This window comes from Nocardia sp. NPDC051990, assembly GCF_040680755.1.
Classification (GTDB): domain Bacteria; phylum Actinomycetota; class Actinomycetes; order Mycobacteriales; family Mycobacteriaceae; genus Nocardia.
Genome location: NZ_JBFAXH010000005.1, coordinates 210,008 through 229,689, shown reverse-complemented (window position 1 = coordinate 229,689; position 19,682 = coordinate 210,008). Strand labels below are relative to the sequence as shown.

The following is a 19,682-nucleotide window of genomic DNA, read 5'->3' as shown; positions in this document are numbered from 1 at the left end:
TCTCACGGTGTGACGATCGCGAAGTCCGGATCCGGCGCGTCGATCACACCGACCATCTGTGCCAGCCCGGTCGGATCGCCGGCGATGGCGATATCGCCTGCGGCGACCAGCGCGCCGAGATCCGCGCCCGCCAACAGGACTCGAATCAGGATCGACCTGGTCAGGGTGAAGGAGGCGTCCGGATCGGGTAGGTCGACGCCGTCGAGCTTGTCGTAGTGGACCAGCAGGCCGTTGCGCAGTTCGAGGCGATAGGTGCGTTTCTCGTCGGTGATGTGCCAGTCGGTTACCACGCGCAGATTCCATGCCTTCGCCCCGTCGATGCGCAGCGTGATCGCGTCGAAGATCTGCTCGATGGTCAGCGCGGCGAGCATCGACGGCGAATCCGTCGTCGTCGGCGTGCCGAACGAGCCGTTGCGCAGCTCATAGGCTCCGCTGAGGTAGAAGTTGCGCCAGGTAGCGTTCTCCGCGCCGTAGCCGAGTTGTTCGAAGGTATCGGCCTGCAACGCTTTCGCCGCCTCGTTGGCCGGATCTGCGAAGATGACATAGTTGACCACCTGGGCAACCCACCGGTAATCCCCTGCACTGTAAGCGGTTTGCGCCTTACGCAACACTTCGCCGGCGCCGCCCATGAACTCCACATGGCGTTTGGCGGATTCGACCGGCGGATGCTCCCACAGATGCGCCGGATTACCGTCGAACCACCCCAGGTACCGCTGGTAGATGGCCTTGACATTGTGGCTGACCGAGCCGTAATAACCGTGCGTATGCCACACATCGGCAATGGCCGGTGGCAGTTCCAGCATCTCCGCGATCTCCCCGCCCACATACCCCTGATTGAGCCGGCGCACCGTCTGATCGTGCAGGTATCCATACAGATCCCGTTGCAGCGAGAGGTATTCCACCAGCCGGTCGGTACCCCAGGTCGGCCAGTGATGCGAGGCGAAAACCACGTCGGAATTACGGGCGAACAGATTGATCGACTCGGTCAGATACTTGGCCCACACGTGCGGGTCGCGCACCAGCGCACCACGCAGCGTCAATAGATTGTGCAGTGTGTGGGTCGCGTTTTCGGCCATGCACAACGCGCGCATATCCGGGAAGTAGAAGTTCATCTCGGCGGGCGCCTCGGTGCCCGGGGTGAGCTGGAAGACGATTCGGATTCCATCGACCGTTAGTTCCTGACCGGTGGTGGTGATATCCAGCGTCGGCGGAATCAAGGTGATCGTGCCCAGCGACGTGGTCTGTCCGAGCCCAGCCCCGACCTGCCCCTTCGGCCCCCGCGGTAGCGCGGCGCCGTACATATAGGCGGATCGACGCCCCATCGCCGTTCCCACATAGATGTTTTCGGCAACCGCGTGTTCGAGGAATCCGGCCGGTGCGAGTACCGGGCAGCGGCCCGACGCGGCATCCGCGGCCGTCGTCACACCCATCGCACCGCCGAAATGGTCGACGTGCGAATGGGTGTAGATCAACCCGGTCACCGGTCGATCGCCCCGGTGCGCGCGATACAGCGCCAGGCCCGCCGCCGCGGTCTCCGCCGAGATCAGTGGATCGATCACGAGCACACCGGTGGCGCCCTCGATCAGGGTCATATTCGACAGATCGAGACCGCGGATCTGATAGATACCCGGCGCGACCTCGTACAGGCCCTGTTTGACGACCAACCCGGACTGCCGCCACAAGCTCGGATTGACCGACGCCGGACAGGTTCCCTGCAGAAAGGCGTAAGAGTCGTTGTCCCACACCACCTTTCCATCTGGCGTGCGCACCTCCCCGGGCTCGAGTGCCGCGACGAACCCGCGATCCACGTCCGCGAGATCGGCTGTATCAGCGGGCAGTCCGGCCGCCGCTCGATGCTGCTCGGCGACGATGAATTCGCTCGGCTCGGTTGCTGTGCTCATATCCGTCCTCCTGTGGTTGTCAGCCGAACATGTCAAGCCCGCAACGCATTAGGGCCGTGGATCCGTGAAATCGACTGTGGCCGCAATACATGCGACCGCCACCACCGCCAGCACTGTCGAGGCAATGACGCTCCCGCCGTGCCCGAAACGCCCCTGATGCAAGGCACGATTGCGCGAGATACACAGGGCCGCAACGGCTGCCATGGTGATCGCCGCACCGATCGATGCGATGGCCGTGGCGCGCCACCCGCTGGACACGGCATGATTGAGGAAAAGCGCGGCGACGACCATCGCGGCAATGGCTGTGCGCCGCCACGCCAATGCGGTGCGCTCGGCGGCCAGCCCCTTGGGGCTCATCGGAACAACACCACCACGCACGCGAATACCGAGACGACTGCGATACCCGCCGACAGAATCGGCACCATGATCGTGTCGGGCAGCGGTTCGCCGTTTCGCATGGCCCGACCAACGCGCCGCCAATGTCCGTACGCACCGACCGCGATGATCACGGCGAGCACGATGCAGCTCATGGCGAGCGTGCGCCGCAACCCCGACATCCGCAACGGCTGCACCAGCGTGTGCACCGCGACACCGCCCGCGAGCAGGCCGAGCGAGGTACGCATCCAGGCCAGGAAGGTGCGCTCGTTGGCGAGGGTGAAGCGGTAGTCGATCTCCTCTTCCCCGTCCTCGGATTCCTCGGCGGGGTTGGGCAGGGTCACGCCGCCTCGGCTCGGGTTTCAAAATTCACGGGCACCTCTCCATCGCTGGTCGGTTTCCTAGCGCATGCGAACGCTCCGCTACGTCAGGTTATCGACCGGCGTTGTCGTCGTCTACGAAGAGCACGACCACAGGTGCCGCGGACCGGTAGGAACACGGGTCAGACGGGTGTGGCGTCCTGGAAGGTCATCGCGAGCCGATCGACGGCAGAGGCCATGAGTGCGCGCTTGGGTAATCCGAGGGAGCGCAACTCGTCGGCCCAGGCATGCTCACCGAGGGCCAGTTCGACGCCGCCGGGGCGAACGTGCGTGCCGGACGGTTTCATCTGCCACCGCGTGCTGCGGGTGACCCCGTCGATGTGGGAGTACGCGTCGAAGGACGAGCCGCCTCGGCGTTGCGGAACCGGCAGGCCGGTGCGGATAGCGAGATCGACGATCAGCTGCCCGCCCTGGCGCAGCACGCCACGTCGCACGCTGCCCTCATGCTGTGCGTCGAAATCGGCGATTTCTTTGGGGAATCCCCAGATGTCGCGGCCCGCGGCCAGGGTGAATTCGCCGTCGACGGGGAGACGATGGATGAAGGCGCCCGCGCGACCGGCGGACAGCGCGCGCAGATCACCGAATGCGCCGGCGGGCCCAGCGGTGTGGTGCCGGACCATGAAGGACACACCGAATTCGTTATACGGCCCGAGGTCGCCATCGATGTAATCGACGAAAACGAGGGTGCACATGGCGCGACCGCCCGGCAGCCGAAGGATCTCCAGGCCGGAGTAGTCGATGAGTCGCTGCGCGGCAGCCGCCGGTACCGAGTAGGTCGCCATGAAGGCGCGCGCGAGCCGAATCCGCACCGGCATGCGCACTTCCTTGCCCAGCACAGTATGCGTACTCATCGGCTTCACCCCGAAACGGCGGTGCGGTATCCGTCGACTGCCGACCGGTCGACCAAACGCGCGGCGTCCACAAATCCTCCAAACTGGAACTCGTGCCAGAATAGTCGCGATTTCACGCTTGCCGCACGGCTTTCATTCACACGAGCACGTTTCAGAATCACCACTGGATCCGCTAGCGAGCAGTTCGTGTCGAGCTCGTACACTATCGCCCCTGACCAGGGCGAGTTCGGTGCGATTCCGCCTGCGAGAAGGGCTAACGCCCCAGTCAGGGCCCCAGTTCCGATAGTCGCCCCCACCTGCGGGCAGTCACACGCGGCCTATTCGATGATTCCGACCACGGACAGCGGGTGTCGCTCCGATCGGGCCACTGATCTGTCCGTGGACGGTCAGGCGCGGGGGTGGGCCTGGTCGTGGACCTTTTTCAGGCGCTCGATGGAGACGTGGGTGTAGAGCTGAGTAGTCGCCATGCTGGCGTGGCCGAGGAGTTCTTGTACTACGCGCAGGTCCGCGCCACCCTCGAGCAGATGGGTTGCGGCCGAATGCCGCAGGCCGTGCGGACCCATATCGGGTGCGCCCGGGATTGCCGAAACGACCTCGTGGACAACCGTTCTGGCCTGACGTTGGTCCAGCCGTTTACCGCGACGGCCGAGCAACAGGGCGCGGCCGGATTCGACTGTCGCGAGTGCCGGGCGGCCGTACCGCAGCCAGTTCGCGATCGCCTCGTCGGCCGGAACACCGAAGGGCACCGAGCGCTCCTTATTGCCCTTACCGATAACACGGACCAGCCGCCGCTCCCTATCGATATCGTCGATATCGAGGCCGCACAACTCGCTCACCCGAATTCCGGTCGAGTACAGCAGTTCCGCGATCAGCCGATCGCGCAACGCCATCGTATCACGTTGCACCGCACCGGATTCCGCCGCATCCATGGCTGCGACAGCCTGCTGCGTGCCGAGCACCGCGGGCAGCATCCGATGCGCCTTCGGCGATCCGAGCCGCAACCCCGGATCGATCGACAGCCGCCCGGTACTGGTCAACCATGCGGTAAACGTCCGCGCCGAAGACGCCCGCCGCGCCATGGTCGTCCGCGCCGCCCCGCCGGCCGACAGCGCCGCCAACCACGACCGCAATAACGCCAGATCCATTTCCCGCACCGCCGAATCCGCCGACCGCGCAACCAAATGCCCCAACAACGACCGCGCATCCCCCACATACGCCCGCGCCGTATGCGCCGACCGATTCCGCCCGAGCCGCAAATGCCGCTCATACTCCGCCAGCAACGCCTCGAGATCCTCCGGCAACTCCATGCTCCCACCGTCACCGCGCCATCCCCCCTTGGCAAGTCAGCACGCCGCAGCGCCACTGGTTTACCTACTGTGGACCCGGCTATACCGCGTCACCCTGTCAACTGCTACACCTCGACCGGATTCCGAGCGCAAGCCACGACCGTCTTTGCCTCCCATCGCGGCGAAGCACCCGGTTCCCAGGCGGGAGCCTCCCTCGCCGCGAAGGAACCGGCCCCGACGGCACAGGTCTGAGGGTTCTCCTGGTTGCGGCATTGCCGGATGTCACCCGTGAGCACGTGACTTCGAGGTTCGGAACCCGACATGACCGACGCACGAGGCGCCGCACAGCGGAGCGGGCACTCCCCTCCTAGCCGGGTGTGGGCAGCCGTCGCCGCGGAGCGCGACCCGCACCGTTCACGAAGTGACAGCTTCACCTCCCTTCGCGCGGCTGGGCGTTGAGTTGTCGGGGGATCGGCTCTGGGGATTTGCGGTTCGATGCCAACCGTTTTCGTCCATGCCGACCAGGCCCGCGAGTTCTAGCGCTGGGAGGATGGCACGGACGGTGGGGAGTTCTACGCCGGAGTTTTCGGCGATAGCGCGGGGTTGGCGGGAGCCGACTTTCGGGAGGGCGGCGTAGACCGATGCTTCGTTACCTTGTAATCGGTCGCTGGGGTCGGACAGCTGGGTAGTTGGTAGCGAAAGGCGTAGTGGGCCTGCTTCATCGACGACCTCATCGGCGCGGGTGACCAGGAGGGCCTCGCCTTCGCGGATCATGCGGTGGCAGCCTGCCGAGGCGGCGGCGGTGACCGGGCCGGGTATGGCCAGGGCGGGGCGGCCGAGGCGGCGAGCCCATTTCACGGTATTGCGAGCGCCACTGCGGAGTCCGGCTTCTACGACGAGGACGCCATCTGCCAGGGCAGCGATCAAACGATTGCGGGCCAGGAACTGATTCTTGTGGGCGACCGAGCCTGGCGGATATTCGCTGATTACCACACCGGTTTCGGCAATCTCGGCCAGCAGTCGCGCATGCTGGGCCGGGTACGGGCGATCGATACCACATGCAAGAACGGCGATCGTCGGAGCACCGACGGCGAGGGCCGCGCGATGCGCCATACCGTCGATGCCGAATGCGGCACCGGAGACGATGGTCCAACCCTGGGCGGCCAGATCACCGACGATCTCGCCGGTGACGTGCTCCCCGTATCCGCTACTGCACCGCGCCCCGACCACCGCGATCGCCCGCTCGCTCGACTCCAGCAATGACCGTGGCCCGCGTACCCACAGCACCAACGGGACCGCCCCATCACGATCACGTCCGGGCTCGAGCTGGCGGAGCCCGAGCATCCGCCAGGCCGGCCACTCCGGATCATCCGGCGTGACCAACCGCCCGCCCATCCGCGCCATGATCTCGAGATCCCGTGCCGCACAATCGATCTCCCGCCGCTTGGCCGTCGGCCCGAACAACGACTCCGGCAACTCACATTCCCGCACCGCCCGCGCCGCCTCTACCACCCCCACCGATTCGATCAACGACGACAACGCAGCACACGGCCCCTGAACAACCCGTGACAAATACGCCCAAGCCAACCGCCGCTCATCAGCATCCCCGCTGGGAACCGTCGCCCCCGAACCCTCCGACGCCCAACCAGCCAGATCCACCACCCCACACCCCGCACCGCAATGCCCCGCCGCATCCATCCTGCTGACCACCAAGGCGACCGGATACGTATCACTTCCCACCGCCGCACCCGCGGTCTTCGTCGCCTCGCTTGCCGAAGCAGCAGATCCGTTGCCGACCGGCATCTCGGTGCCGGCGGTAGCAACGTCCAAATCTCCTGCGACACAATGGCTGTCGCTCATCGAGGAGTTTTTGGCTGCGGGACGCCGGCCACAAGCCGCCACGGACGCGCAAGCCGAGTCACTGCCCGTCGGCTCGCCCACCCACCAGGCGGCAGCAGAATCACTATCCGCCGCCACGCCCGGATAACCGTCGGTAGAACCATTACCCGCTGGCGCCGCCGCGAAATCCGATGCGGTCGTGCCGATGTGCGCCGTATCGGCGCACCCTGAGGCGCTTGCGCTGTCCACCTCTGTCGCAGCGACCCTGGTCACGAGGATATCTCCGTCGATCGGACGCTGGTCTCTCGTTGCCCCGCTCATTGTGCGCCCCGTTGACGGAAGTTCAAGGCGGCCAATACATCTTGGGCGCTGGGTCGGTCGGCGTTGCGGAGATCGCAGATGGTCCAGGCTACACGGATTGCGCGGTCGGCGCCGCGGGCGGAGAGGCGGCCGAGGCGGAGGGCGGCTTCGATGGGGGCGGTCGCTTCGTGCGGGAGCCGAAAGCGTTGGCGCAGGATGTGGCCGGGAACTTCGGCATTGGTTGCCCAGCCGTAGTCCTTCCAGCGCTGTACTGCGGCGTGCCTTGCGGCCGCGACTCGGCGGCGCACGACCGCACTGCTCTCGGCCTCCTCGGCGGCGAACGATGCGCCGGAGTGGCCGTGCATTGGGACCCAGATATCGATGCGATCCATCAACGGTCCGGATAACTTGCCGAGGTATCGGCGGCGGGCGAGTGGCGCACAGATGCAGTCGACATCGCGGGCGGGGGCACACGGGCAAGGGTTCGCGGCCAAGACGAGTTGGAAACGGGCTGGGTAGCGAGCCACGCCGTCGCGGCGAGCGATGCGAACTTCACCCTCCTCCAAAGGAGTTCGCATCGCTTCCAGAACCTTGGTGGCAATCTCAGCGCATTCGTCCAGAAACAGTACGCCGCGGTGGGCGCGGCTGACCGCCCCCGGGCGAGCGGTCCCCGAACCACCGCCAACCATGGCGCTCGCGGAGGTCGAATGGTGTGGTGCGACGAACGGCGGCATGGTGATCAGCGGGTGCTCGTCGGACAACAGGCCCGCTACCGAATGGATGGCGGTCACCTCGAGTGCCTCTGCCTCGGTCAGCGGCGGCAACAGGCCTGGAAGGCGTTGCGCCAGCATCGTTTTCCCGATACCTGGCGGCCCGGTTAGCAGCAAATGGTGTCCGCCCGCCGCCGCCACCTCCAGCGCCCACCTGGCCTCGTCCTGACCGACCACCTCACTCAGATCGCCGCCCTTGCGGGGGGTATCCGGCATCGTGTCCTCCGGCTCGGCGAGCATGCCCTCGCCGCGCAGCCACACGATCACGGTACGCAGGCTCACCGCCCCGAGTACCTCGATCCCGGCCACCAGACCGGCCTCGGCCAAGGCGGACTGCGGCACGATCACCCGCGAGTACCCCGCATTGCGGGCGGTCATCACCGCGGGCAGGATCCCGCGTACCCGCCGGACCCGGCCGTCGAGACCCAACTCTCCCAGCAGCACTGTCTGCGCCAGGCGTTCGGAAGGCACAGCCCCCGCCGCATCCAGCACGGCAGTGGCGAGGGCCAAGTCATAAACGCTACCGATCTTCGGCAACGTCGCGGGCGACAGCGCCAGGGTCACTCGCCCATCGGGCCACTTCTCCCCGGTATTAACCACTGCGGACCGGACCCGATCTCGGGATTCCTGCAGTGCTGTGTCCGGCAGTCCAACCAGGTGCAACGATGGCAGCCCCTGTCCGATATCTGCCTCGATTTCGACCAGTTGACCGTCCACTCCGGCAACCGCGACCGAATACGCCCGCCCCAGCGCCATCAGAACACCGCTTTCAGATGATCGATGACCGGTTGATGGCCGCGATGCAGCAGCACCGAAATGACATCGAAGCGGATATCGCGCCACGGACCGTCCTGTTCGGCCAGCCACAGCAATGCCAACCGCCTGATCCGCTGCTGCTTATCGAAGGTGACCGCCTCGGCGGGCGTGCCGAATTTCGCTCCGGTTCGCGTTTTGACCTCGATGAAGGCGGTAACGCGGCCGTCCCGGGCGATCAGATCCAGTTCGCCGTACCTGCACCGCCAATTCCTGCGGATGATCTCCACCCCGGCGGCCTGCAGGAATCGGGCCGCCAGTTCTTCCCCTTGTGCGCCGAGCGCCTGGTTGTCTGCCACCGGTTCAGCGTGCCTGGGCCGCGCTCGCGGCCGATGACAGCGACCAGCGCAAACAGAAAGCCTGTGGATATCCGCTCAGCTGTGGACAACCCGGGCCTCCGGCCCCGGCACTCCGCCTACTTGTCGGTGCGCAATGCTATTGGACCGCGGTAGATCAGCACGGACCGCAGTCTGCGCTGATCAGCGCGCTCACCTACTCCGGCAACCGCAGATCGGGCTTCTCCAACTCCTCGATATTCACGTCCTTGAACGTGATCACCCGAACATGCTTCACGAAGCGTGCGGGCCGGTACATATCCCACACCCACGCATCGCTCATGCGCACCTCGAAGTACACCTCGCCGTCGGCGTTCTGCGGCCGCAATTCGACGGAGTTGGCCAGATAGAAGCGGCGCTCGGTCTCCACCACGTACGAGAACTGACCGACGATGTCCTTGTACTCCCGATACAGCGAGAGCTCCATCTCGGTTTCGTATTTCTCCAGGTCCTCGGCACTCATCGGGTGGGACGTCCTCCTTCTCGCCGCACTGCGTCTGCTGACACCATCATCGCGCATGCGCCGCGTGGGTAGCCACTCGGCCATCCGGTTCGACGCCTTCCAGCAAAACCTCATCGGCCAGTTCCGCGTCGGCATACTCCGCCGCCGCTACCGGCCGCAACCCCGCCGCCTCCCGCACATTGCGCCAGGATCGGCGGTGCTCACTGCTCGGTCCGAGCCGCTCCAGCGCGGCCGTATGCTCGGGCGTGTTGTAACCCTTGTGGGCTGCGAATCCGTAGCCCGGAAACCGCTCGTCCAGCTCGACCATCATCCGATCCCTGGTCACCTTGGCCAGAATGCTCGCCGCGGCGATGCAGGCCGCGGCCGCGTCACCGCCGATGACCGGCAGCGACGGCACCGGAATTCCGGGCACACGGAATCCGTCGGTCAGCACATAACCCGGTGTCCGGCCGAGACCGGCGACCGCCCGGCGCATGCCCTCGATATTGGCGACGTGGACGCCGATCGAATCGATCTCCCAGGCCGGAATGACGACAACCTTCCAGGCCAGCGCCAACCGGGTGATGACCGGGTACAGCTCCTCGCGCACGGATTCGGTGAGCTTCTTGGAATCGTCGAGTCCGGCCAGCCTGTCGTAAGCCTTGGGAGCGAGCAGACAGGCGGCGACCACCAGCGGCCCCGCACAGGGTCCGCGCCCGGCCTCGTCGACACCGGCAACCGGGCCCAGTCCGCTGCGGATCAGCGCCGCCTCCAGCGTGCGCAACCCACCGGCTCGACGCATCACGACCCGCGGCGGCCACCCGTTGCCCGGAGTCGCGCCATTAGCCCTAGCCACTCGCCCCTGCTCCACTCTCCAATTATCCTGCGGCCAGCACCGATCAGTTCGTCTGGGGATCCTGTGCTTTCACCGGACCGATCCGGTTGGGCGGCCAGATCTTGAAGACCGTCTTACCGCGCACATTGTCCATCGGGACAGTGCCCTGCAGGTTGTCGCTGACATGGGCACGTGAGTCGGCGGACTGGTTGCGGTTGTCACCCATCACCCACAGGTTGCCCTCGGGGACCTTGACCGGGCCGAATACCCGGCCCGCCGGATAGGTCGCGTTCTGCTGACCCGGGTACCACGGGTAGTCGTTCAGGACATACGGCTCATCCAGCGGCTTGCCATCCACCATGACCCGCCCCTGCGCGTCACAGCACTGCACGGTCTGGCCACCGACGGCGATCACCCGCTTCACCAGATCGTTCTCATCCGGTGGCACGAGCCCGAAGAAGGAGAAGAAGTTCTGCACGCCGCGCACCATGACATTGCTGGACCGGATCGAGTGGTAGCGCGTATTCCAGGACGGCGGGCCGACGAACACCACGACGTCACCGGGTTGCGGCTCGCCCCAGTAGTAGCTCGGCTTTTCCACGTAGATACGGTCGCCGATGAGCAGCGTTTCTTCCATCGACTGAGACGGAATGACGTACGGCCGACCAACAAAACTGACCATGAGTGCCGCGATTACCGCGGCGATGACAATGAGGATCGGCAGTTCCTGCCAGAAGGGGCGCTGCTTGCGCTTCGAGCGGCGGCTCACGCCCTCGTCGTCCGAATCGGACACCGTCATCGACCCACTTTCGTCTGCCACGCCGAACAGATTAGCCCGGCACCGTGACTGACGTCCGATACCGGGCTAGCTGAAGAACTTTCGTGCCAAGCGGTGCCGCTACTCGGTCAGCGCTTTTCCTTGATCTTGGCGGCCTTGCCGCGCAGATCACGCAGGTAGTAGAGCTTGGCACGGCGGACATCACCGCGGGTCACGACATCGATGTGGTCGATGTTCGGGCTGTGCACCGGGAAGGTGCGCTCCACACCGACACCGAACGACACCTTGCGGACGGTGAAGGTCTCGCGGATGCCACCGCCCTGACGCCGGATCACGACGCCCTTGAAGACCTGGATGCGCTCCTTCGAGCCTTCGATGACCTTCACATGCACGTTGAGCGTGTCGCCCGGACGGAAGTCAGGGACGTCGCTGCGCAGCGACTTTTCGTCGACGAAGTCAAGGGTGTTCATTTCATCCTTCTGATGTTTGCGCGAGCAGAGGACCCTGGCGGCACTCGCGTGCTCGACCGGTTCATGCTCCGAATAAGAGGTGCTCCGTGGGCTGAATGCACCCAGGGCAACCTGTGCATTGTGCCAGATCGGCGGCTCGCGGGAAAAATCGGGCCGCAGGCTTCGATCAATCGTGATGGGAGTGGTCGGACATCGAAGGCAGGTGCCAATGGGCGGGTGCGGGTGGGGCGGGGACGACAGTTCGGGCCAATTCGGCCTCCGCGGCCTCGCGTACGTGGACGACGTCGGGTTTTCCGGCGATCAGGTCTTGGATGAAGATTTTGGCGCGGATCACCGGGCGCCGGTAGCGGCGTTCGCGGACTATCGCCCGATACATCAGACGTCGCCTGCCCGGATAGCGCCAACGGGCCCACGGCGCGCCCGGTCTGCTCAGGCGGAATGCGCCGACCACGAGTAGCGGCAGGAAGAACATGCCGAACAGGCCGGTCCAGATCTTGCCCTTGGCAATCACGATCGCCGCCAGTCCGAGATTCACCACGGCGAAGCAGACGACGAAGATACGGACTTCGGTGCTGGGGTCGCGCCGGAAGTCGTTGATATCCAATAACCACAGTGGATGGAACCCGAGCAACAGCAGCCCGGTCACCGCGAGCGCGACGAAGACCGCGTCGACCGAGGTGCGGCCCTGCTCCTCCCAGTACACATCGCGCAGATAGAAGATCAGCGCGAATTCGTCGAGGGTCAGGGCCGCGCCGACACCGAAGGAGGCGGCGAGCAGGCTTGCACTGAGCGTATCGGCGCTCTCATACGTGGTGACCATCCCGATGCCGGACAGCAGCACCAGGATGACCCCGAACACCATGTGGTGGATGTGCACACCGCCGGAGCGCAGATTGCCGGGCCACCAGCGGACCTGCTTGCGGATCAATCGGACGCTGAGCCGGATCAGCAGAAAGCCGACGATGAACCCGAGGAGGAAGCACAGCAGCGGCAAGCGACCGTGCGCGATCACCTCATCTTCGAGCCACCGTCGCATTGCCGCCCACAAACCTCCGCCCGTATCGCCCTACTGCCCGAAACCGGCCCGCCGCAGCGCATCCGCCATCGATCCGCTCGGTGCGGGGGCGCTGCGCCGCTGGTTGCCCTGGTTGCGGCCCTGGTTCTGCTGTCGGCCCTGGCCCTGCTGCCTCCCCTGACCATTCTGCCGCTGCGCACTGCGGTCCTGCCCGCCCCGACCGCCTTGGCCACGGCCGCGACCATCGTCGCCCTTGGCCGGAGCGCCCGGCTCGTCGTCCAGCCGCAGCGACAGTCCGATGCGCTGACGTGCGACGTCGACCTCGAGCACCTTAACCTTGACGACATCGCCGGACTTCACGACCTCGCGCGGATCCTTGACGAAGTTGTGCGACATGGCCGAGACGTGCACGAGTCCGTCCTGGTGCACGCCGACATCGACGAATGCACCGAATGCGGCCACATTGGTGACAACGCCCTCGAGCACCATGCCGGGCTCCAGATCCGCGACCTTCTCCACGCCCGCCGCGAATTCGGCGGTCTTGAACTCAGGACGCGGGTCGCGGCCCGGCTTCTCGAGTTCGGAGATGATATCGGTGACAGTGGGGATACCGAACTTCTCATCGGTGAAATCGGCGGGCCGCAACGCGCGCAAGGCCGTGGTGTTGCCGATCAGTTCCGCCATGCCGCGTCCGGTCGATTCCAGGATGCGCCGCACTACAGGATAGGCCTCGGGGTGCACGGCGGAGGTGTCGAGCGGATCGTCGCCCCCGCGGATGCGCAGGAAGCCCGCGCACTGTTCGAAGGCCTTGGGGCCCAGGCGGGGAACGTCGAACAGCGCGCTACGGCTGCGGAAGGGCCCGTGCTGATCCCGGTGCGCCACAATGCTTTCGGCGATCGAATTGGCAATACCGGATACCCGCGACAACAGCGGCACCGATGCGGTATTCACATCGACACCAACCGCATTCACCGCATCCTCGACCACCGCGCCCAACGAGCGGGCCAGCAGCGTTTCGGAGACATCGTGCTGGTACTGCCCGACGCCGATCGACTTCGGGTCGATCTTCACCAATTCGGCCAGCGGGTCTTGCAGCCGGCGGGCGATGGATACCGCACCGCGCAGCGAGACGTCCATATCCGGCAGTTCCTGCGAGGCATAGGCCGATGCGGAGTACACCGACGCGCCCGCCTCGGAGACCACGATCTTGGTCGGCTTGTGCTCCGGAATCCGCGAAATCAGTTCGGCGGCAAGGGCATCGGTCTCGCGCGAGGCCGTGCCGTTGCCGATGGCGATGAGCTCGACGCCGAAGCGGGCGACCAACGCGCCGAGTACGGCCAGGGATTTCTCGGTTTGGCCCTGCGGCTTGTGCGGGTAGATGACCTCGGTCGCGACGACCTTGCCGGTGGCATCGACGACAGCGACCTTCACGCCGGTGCGGTAGCCCGGATCCAGGCCCATGGTGGTGCGGGTACCCGCGGGCGCGGCCAGCAGCAGGTCGCGCAGATTCGCGGCGAAGATGTCGACGGCGTCCTTCTCAGCGGCCTGACGCAGTCGCATGCGGGTGTCGATGCCGAGGCTCACTTGCAGTTTCGTCCGCCACGCCCAGCGCACCGTATCCAGCAGCCAGGTGTCCGCGGCCCGGCCGCGATCGGCGATATCGAACTTCACCGCGATGCGGCCTTCGTAGACCGACCGCTCGCCCGGCTCGCCGGGATCGGTGTCGGGTTCGAGCTGCAGTTGCAGGATCTCTTCCTTCTCACCACGCAGCAACGCCAGGATCCGGTGTGAGGGCAACTTGCTGAACGGCTCGCTGAATTCGAAGTAGTCGGCGAACTTCGCGCCCGCCTCCTCCTTGCCGGGACGCACACTCGAGCTGACCTGGCCGCGGTTCCACATCAGCTCGCGCAGCTCGCCGACCAAGTCGGCATCCTCGGCGAACCGCTCGACCAGAATGGCGCGAGCACCGTCGAGCTGTTCGGCGGTGTACTGCGCGGGATCGGTGGTCGGATCGCCGATCAGCGCATCGGCGACGGGTTCGTGACCGGCCTCGCGGGCGATCTGGGCCTTGGTGCGCCGCTTCGGCTTGTACGGCAGGTAGATGTCCTCGAGGCGGGCCTTGGTCTCGGCGGTCATCAGCTGTCCGAGCAGCGCGTCGTCGAGTTTGCCCTGGCCCTTGATGGATTCGATGATCGAGCCGCGGCGCTCGTCGAGTTCACGCAGATAGGTCAGGCGCTCGTCGAGCTGGCGGAGCTGGGCGTCATCGAGGCCACCGGTGACCTCTTTTCGGTACCGCGCGATGAATGGCACGGTCGAACCCGCGTCCAGCAGCTCGACGGCGGCCCGGACCTGGGTCTCGCGCACGCCGAGCTCATCGGCGATGCGCCGGCCCACGCTGGCCAGAGCTGTGGTCGCGGCCGGTGCGGCGGCGGTCGTGTCGGTGTTCGTCGCTGAACTGGCGATCTCGGGCGCTGTCGTCACGCCCGAGACACTACCGTTGTCACCTGACGAACAGCCCACGCCCAGGTATACCGGCCTGCTCCCGCGCCTCCCCCGGCCTTTTGCCGGTGGTGCGGTGCTCGAAAACTTTCGTCGTGAGCCGGCGGTCGCGCCCCGGACAAAGTTTCGGACGTCACCGACGAGTTACCCATGCCCTCATGAAATCAGTGGTCGCGGTCCGAAGATAGGAGCAGTTCCGTGGCCAGCTCACGCATTTCGGCCTTGCGGATCTTCCCGGTGACGGTCATCGGGAACTCGTCGACGATATGCACATAGCGCGGGATCTTGAAGTGGGCGAGCTTGCCGGTGCAATAGGCGCGGATCGCGTCGGCGCCCAATGGTGTTGCACCGTCCTTCATTCGGATCCAGACCATCAGCTCCTCGCCGTACTTCGGGTCGGGGACGCCGATCACCTGGGCGTCGAGGATATCCGGGTGGCTATAGAGGAATTCCTCGATTTCGCGCGGGTAGATGTTCTCACCGCCGCGGATCACCATATCCTTGATCCGGCCGGTGATCGCGAGGTATCCGTCGTCATCCATCACGCCGATATCGCCGGTGTGCATCCAGCGGGCGGCATCGATGGCCTCGGCGGTCTTCTCGGGTTCGGACCAGTAGCCGAGCATGACCGAGTAGCCGCGGGTGCACAGTTCGCCGGGTGTGCCGCGCGGCACGGTCAAACCTGTTGCGGGATCGACGATTTTCACCTCCAGGTGCGGGCCGACCCGGCCGACGGTCGCGGTGCGTCGGTCGATGCCGTCGTCGCGGCGGGTCTGGGTCGATACCGGCGAGGTTTCGGTCATGCCATAGCAAATGCACACCTCGCCCATCCCCATGCGATCGATCACCCGCTTCATCACCTCGACCGGACAGGGTGATCCGGCCATGATGCCGGTGCGCAGGCTGGACAGATTCACGTCCATACCCGAATCCAGTTCCGCGAGTATGGCGATGAACATCGTCGGTACACCGTAGAGCGACGTGCACCGTTCCGCCGCGACCGCATCCAGGGTCGCGACCGGATCGAATGCGGGCGCCGGAATCACCACGGCCGCACCGTGACTGGTGCTTGCCAGGTTGCCCATGACCATGCCGAAGCAGTGGTAGAAGGGCACCGGCACGCAGATCCGGTCCTGTTCGGTATAGCCGCAGAGCTCGCCGACGAAGTAACCGTTGTTGAGGATGTTGTGGTGGCTCAACGTCGCCCCCTTGGGGAAACCCGTTGTACCGGAGGTATATTGGATGTTGATGGGATCGTCCATGGACAGTGTCGCGGCAATCGCCGCGAGTCGTTCCGCATCGATATCGGTCCGCGCCACCGCATCCCATTCGGGAGTGCCGAGTATCAGCACGTGCTCCAGACCGGGGCAATTCGGCCGGACCTGCTCGATCATCGCGACGTAGTTCGCCGTCTTGAATTCCGCAGCGGCGATCAGCATGCGCACATCGGCTTGGCGCAGCACATATTCCAGTTCGCTCATGCGGTAGGCCGGGTTGATATTGACCAGGATCGCACCCAGCTTGGCGGTCGCGTACTGGGTGAGGAACCATTCCGCGCAATTCGGGGCCCAGATGCCGACCCGGTCGCCCTTGGCGATGCCGCGTTCGGCCAATCCGGTGGCCAGTGCGTCGATCGCGGCGCCGAGTTCGCGATAGGTCCAGCGGCGACCGGTTGGACAGTCCACCAAGGCTTCTCGGTCTGCATAGGCGGCGGCCATGCGATCGAAGTCATCGCCGATGGTATCGCCGAGCAGCGGGGTTTCCGCGGTTCCGGATGCGTAGCTCGGAAGTGCGGACATCACCGAACTCCCTGCTGCCGCAGCATGAACCGTTGCACTTTGCCGCTGGGTGTCGTGGGTAGAGCGTCCACGAAATGCACCTTGCGCGGATACGCATGTGCGGCGAACTTGCGTTTCACCAGGGTCTGCAATTCGGCCTCGAGTTCGGCATTCCCCTCGAAACCATTGCGCAGCACCACGAATGCCTCGAGTACCTCGCCGCGCAATTCGTCGGGCATGCCGACCACTGCGGCCTCGACCACCCGCTCATCCAGTACCAGCACGCTTTCGACCTCGAACGGGCCGATGCGGTATCCGGCCATGATGATGACATCATCGTCGCGGGCGGAGAAGTGGAAGAATCCGTCCGCATCTTGGGATCCGGCATCTCCGGTCAGATACCAGCGGCCGTCGGCGGTGTAGCGCTGCGCGGTGCGTTCCGGGGCGTCGAGATAGCCGAGGAACCACAGCAGCGGGCTGCGTTCGGTATCGATGGCGACGCGACCCAGTTCACCGACCGGCGCTTCGACATCGGCGTCGTCCGCGAGCACCGCGCAATGCCATCCCGGCAGTGCCCGGCCCATCGAGCCCGCGGGTACGTCCACACGCAGCGTGTCGTGCCAGGAATTGCAGATGACCATGCCATGCTCGGTCTGCCCGTAGTGGTCACGCACCGCGACGCCGAGCTTCTCGACCGACCACCTCACCACATCCGGCGTCAGCGGTTCGCCGGCGGAGGACGCCCGCCGCAAGCGGAGATCCGTCGGGGCAGCGGCACTATCGGCAGACAACGCGCGGTAGACCGTCGGCGCGGCGGTGAAGTTGGTGACGCCGAACCGTTCGAGCACCTGCCAGGTCAGCGGCGCGGAGAAGGCGGCATGCAGCAGTAGGCTGCGGATACCGGAGGCCAGCGGGCCCAGAATCGCCCAGTACAGTCCGTATGCCCAGCCCGGATCCGCCGCATTCCAATAGACGTCGTCCGGGCGCACGTCCAGCGAAAACTCTTGGTACGCATGGAATGACGCGAGCGCACGCACCGGAATCGGCACGCCCTTCGGCGTGCCCGTCGTGCCGCTGGTGAACAATTGCACCAATAGGCCGGCCCCGCCGACCTGCGCGGCAACCGCTCGCGGATCGTCGGAGGTATGCGCGGCAAGCAGATCCGCGAACCGCAGTGGGGTGGTCGTCGCCGGTTTCGAAGCCGTCGGATCGGCGCTCTCAGCGGCATCGCCGATCTTTCCGGCTTCGCCACCAGCCCGAGGTGCGGTCGCATCGGCTGCCGGGCCGTCCCCGGCGATGATGACCCGCCAGGGTGGATCGGCTGGGATGTCATCGCTCGGTGCCAGCTTTGTCGCCTGACCGACGTCGGCGATGACGATCGTCGCGCCGCTCGCAGCCAGCCGGAAGGCGATCGCGGGTGGGGCGAAGGCGGTGAAGAGCGGGACGTGAACCGCGCCCCGGCGCCAGATGCCGAGCAGCGCCACCACCAGATCGGCGGACTTCGACATGAGGGTGGCGACGCGGTCGCCGGGTTCGACGCCGAGGTCGGCGAGGGCGACGGCAAAGCGCTGGGAACGGTCGCGCAGCTCACCGTAGGTGAGATCGGTCGAGGTCAGATCGGGGTCGACGATGGTGAAGGCGACTCGGTCGGCGGGGTGCCGGTCACACAGCAGATCCGCCGCACTGACGTCGGGTCCGTCGTAGGTCTCCAACAGCTCACGCACACGCGTGTTCAGGTCCGCAGTCATATCGCCTCTCCTCATCGGTGATCCAGGCCACCTCGATCTCCCATAGGATGTGGGTCACACCATGTCCGGCACTACCCCCGAAAAGGGGTGAGTCTTTTGACCCACATCACCGCGCTGCTGCGGCCGCGCGACGGCGATGCGTTGCGCGCGGAGATCCGCTGGGTGGCGAATAAGGCCGGCGTACCGGTGGTGTTCGGCGGCGAGGTGCACGACGACGCGCTGTTGCTCACCGAATTCGTCGGCACTGTCACCAATGGCCTGCGCGGACTGACCGTGCTGCGCACCTCCGGGCTGGGTGGCCGAGTCATAGATATGCGCCGACCCGCCTCGGTCACCGACTACCGCAACGCCTCGGAGATCACCCACCACTACGACGCTCCGGTCTCCGGCGAACGCATCCGCTCGGTGGTCGCGGTGCCCGTTGTGGTCGACGACCGCTCCCGTGCGGTGCTCTACGCCGCCACCCGCGGCGCCACACCACTCGGCGACCGCACCGCCGATCTGGTCGTCGCGGCCGGCCGCCGCCTGGCCACCGAGATCACCATCCGCGACGAGGTGGACCGTCGCCTGCGCCTGCTGGAAATGACCACGCCCGCACCCGATACCGCATCCGCCATCGCCGAGGAACTCCGTGAGATCAATGCCGAACTGCGCGGCGTGGCCCGCTCGGCCGAGGACGAAGGCCTACGCGAACGCCTACATTCGGTATGCGAACGCCTCACGCGGGTCCTGGTCGGCGCCCCACCTGCGGATGGCCCGCGCCTGTCCCGACGAGAACTCGATGTACTCTCCGAGATCGCACTCGGCTGCACCAACCAGGAAGCCGCCCAACGCCTATCACTAGGCCCCGAAACCGTCAAAAGCTACCTACGCAACGCCATGACCAAACTCGACGCACACTCCCGCCACGAGGCGGTCGTCACCGCCAGACGACTCGGCCTCCTGCCCTGACCGACGAACTCCCGCAGGACGACCGGTCAGCGGCCGCCGGTGCAGACGCCTTCGGGAGTGTACTCGCATGGGCGCTCGGTGCGGCCCTTGTATTGGCCGTGGTTGCTACTGCGGCCGCGCTGACCTGCACTATTGCCGCTGCGGCCGACATCCGGCTCATGGGTGTCCCGATCCGCGGCGACTCTGACTTCGACGAGTTCCGGTGCGACCAGGTCCGATAAGACCAGCATCGCGCCGCCGAGCAGAGTCGAGGCCACCGCTCGACGCACGGTCCCGAACCGAGCCACTGTCACTATAGCCACCTACCGTTGTTTAA

General features: G+C 65.8%; 18 protein-coding genes. 1 reads left to right on the top strand and 17 read right to left on the bottom strand.

Annotated elements, in window-relative coordinates; all coding sequences use genetic code 11:
- Nucleotides 1-2: 2 nt before the first annotated feature.
- From AB0L63_RS12770 to AB0L63_RS12695, 16 genes are all read right to left on the bottom strand, one after another.
- Nucleotides 3-1,901 (bottom strand): alkyl sulfatase dimerization domain-containing protein, encoded by a 1,899-nt coding sequence (locus AB0L63_RS12770; protein ID WP_364498812.1) that lies wholly within the window; start codon nt 1,899-1,901, stop codon nt 3-5.
- A 48-nt stretch (nt 1,902-1,949) separates the two neighbouring features.
- A complete protein-coding gene (locus AB0L63_RS12765; RefSeq protein ID WP_364498809.1) occupies nt 1,950-2,258 on the bottom strand; it encodes a DUF202 domain-containing protein in 309 nt (102 codons plus the stop codon).
- Nucleotides 2,255-2,620, bottom strand: coding sequence for a DUF202 domain-containing protein (locus AB0L63_RS12760; RefSeq protein ID WP_364498806.1), 366 nt, complete (start codon nt 2,618-2,620; stop codon nt 2,255-2,257). The genes AB0L63_RS12765 and AB0L63_RS12760 overlap by 4 nt, the downstream gene beginning before the upstream one ends.
- Nucleotides 2,621-2,778: 158 nt before the next feature.
- Complete coding sequence (locus tag AB0L63_RS12755) at nt 2,779-3,507, bottom strand: acetoacetate decarboxylase family protein (RefSeq protein WP_364498803.1); 729 nt, start codon at nt 3,505-3,507, stop codon at nt 2,779-2,781.
- A 386-nt stretch (nt 3,508-3,893) separates the two neighbouring features.
- A complete protein-coding gene (locus tag AB0L63_RS12750; protein ID WP_364498800.1) occupies nt 3,894-4,814 on the bottom strand; it encodes a tyrosine recombinase XerC in 921 nt (306 codons plus the stop codon).
- 393 nt (nt 4,815-5,207) lie between these two features.
- A complete protein-coding gene (dprA, locus tag AB0L63_RS12745; protein ID WP_364498797.1) occupies nt 5,208-6,653 on the bottom strand; it encodes a DNA-processing protein DprA in 1,446 nt (481 codons plus the stop codon).
- A gap of 296 nt (nt 6,654-6,949) precedes the next feature.
- Entirely contained in the window at nt 6,950-8,458 is a 1,509-nt protein-coding gene (locus AB0L63_RS12740; protein WP_364498794.1) for a YifB family Mg chelatase-like AAA ATPase, read from the bottom strand.
- Complete coding sequence (locus tag AB0L63_RS12735) at nt 8,458-8,814, bottom strand: YraN family protein (RefSeq protein WP_364498791.1); 357 nt, start codon at nt 8,812-8,814, stop codon at nt 8,458-8,460. Before AB0L63_RS12735 ends, AB0L63_RS12740 begins: the two co-directional genes overlap by 1 nt.
- A 193-nt stretch (nt 8,815-9,007) precedes the next feature.
- A complete protein-coding gene (locus AB0L63_RS12730; protein ID WP_011210678.1) occupies nt 9,008-9,313 on the bottom strand; it encodes a DUF2469 domain-containing protein in 306 nt (101 codons plus the stop codon).
- A gap of 46 nt (nt 9,314-9,359) precedes the next feature.
- Nucleotides 9,360-10,148, bottom strand: a complete 789-nt coding sequence (locus AB0L63_RS12725) for a ribonuclease HII (protein ID WP_364498788.1) — start codon at nt 10,146-10,148, stop codon at nt 9,360-9,362.
- Between the two features lie 43 nt (nt 10,149-10,191).
- Nucleotides 10,192-10,926, bottom strand: coding sequence for a signal peptidase I (lepB, locus tag AB0L63_RS12720; protein ID WP_364498785.1), 735 nt, complete (start codon nt 10,924-10,926; stop codon nt 10,192-10,194).
- Between the two features lie 107 nt (nt 10,927-11,033).
- Nucleotides 11,034-11,375, bottom strand: coding sequence for a 50S ribosomal protein L19 (rplS, locus tag AB0L63_RS12715; RefSeq protein ID WP_011210681.1), 342 nt, complete (start codon nt 11,373-11,375; stop codon nt 11,034-11,036).
- Nucleotides 11,376-11,541: 166 nt separating this feature from the next.
- Nucleotides 11,542-12,411 carry a hypothetical protein gene (locus tag AB0L63_RS12710; RefSeq protein WP_364498782.1) on the bottom strand — a complete coding sequence of 290 codons (870 nt, stop codon included), beginning with the start codon at nt 12,409-12,411 and terminating at the stop codon, nt 11,542-11,544.
- 30 nt (nt 12,412-12,441) lie between these two features.
- The gene (locus tag AB0L63_RS12705; RefSeq protein ID WP_364499178.1) at nt 12,442-14,793 is read right to left on the bottom strand and encodes a Tex family protein; all 2,352 of its coding nucleotides are present in this window, start codon (nt 14,791-14,793) and stop codon (nt 12,442-12,444) included.
- A gap of 260 nt (nt 14,794-15,053) precedes the next feature.
- Nucleotides 15,054-16,688 (bottom strand): AMP-binding protein, encoded by a 1,635-nt coding sequence (locus AB0L63_RS12700; protein WP_364498779.1) that lies wholly within the window; start codon nt 16,686-16,688, stop codon nt 15,054-15,056.
- Nucleotides 16,688-18,415: an AMP-binding protein gene (locus tag AB0L63_RS12695; protein WP_364498777.1), complete on the bottom strand. Its 1,728-nt coding sequence runs from the start codon at nt 18,413-18,415 to the stop codon at nt 16,688-16,690. Before AB0L63_RS12695 ends, AB0L63_RS12700 begins: the two co-directional genes overlap by 1 nt.
- A gap of 96 nt (nt 18,416-18,511) precedes the next feature.
- On the opposite strand from AB0L63_RS12695, the gene AB0L63_RS12690 reads away from it, so the two are divergent.
- Nucleotides 18,512-19,366 (top strand): LuxR C-terminal-related transcriptional regulator, encoded by an 855-nt coding sequence (locus AB0L63_RS12690; protein WP_364498775.1) that lies wholly within the window; start codon nt 18,512-18,514, stop codon nt 19,364-19,366.
- 26 nt (nt 19,367-19,392) lie between these two features.
- Here the strand turns inward: AB0L63_RS12690 and AB0L63_RS12685 are convergent, their stop codons facing one another.
- A complete protein-coding gene (locus AB0L63_RS12685) occupies nt 19,393-19,659 on the bottom strand; it encodes a hypothetical protein (RefSeq protein WP_364498772.1) in 267 nt (88 codons plus the stop codon).
- Between the last annotated feature and the right edge of the window lie 23 nt (nt 19,660-19,682).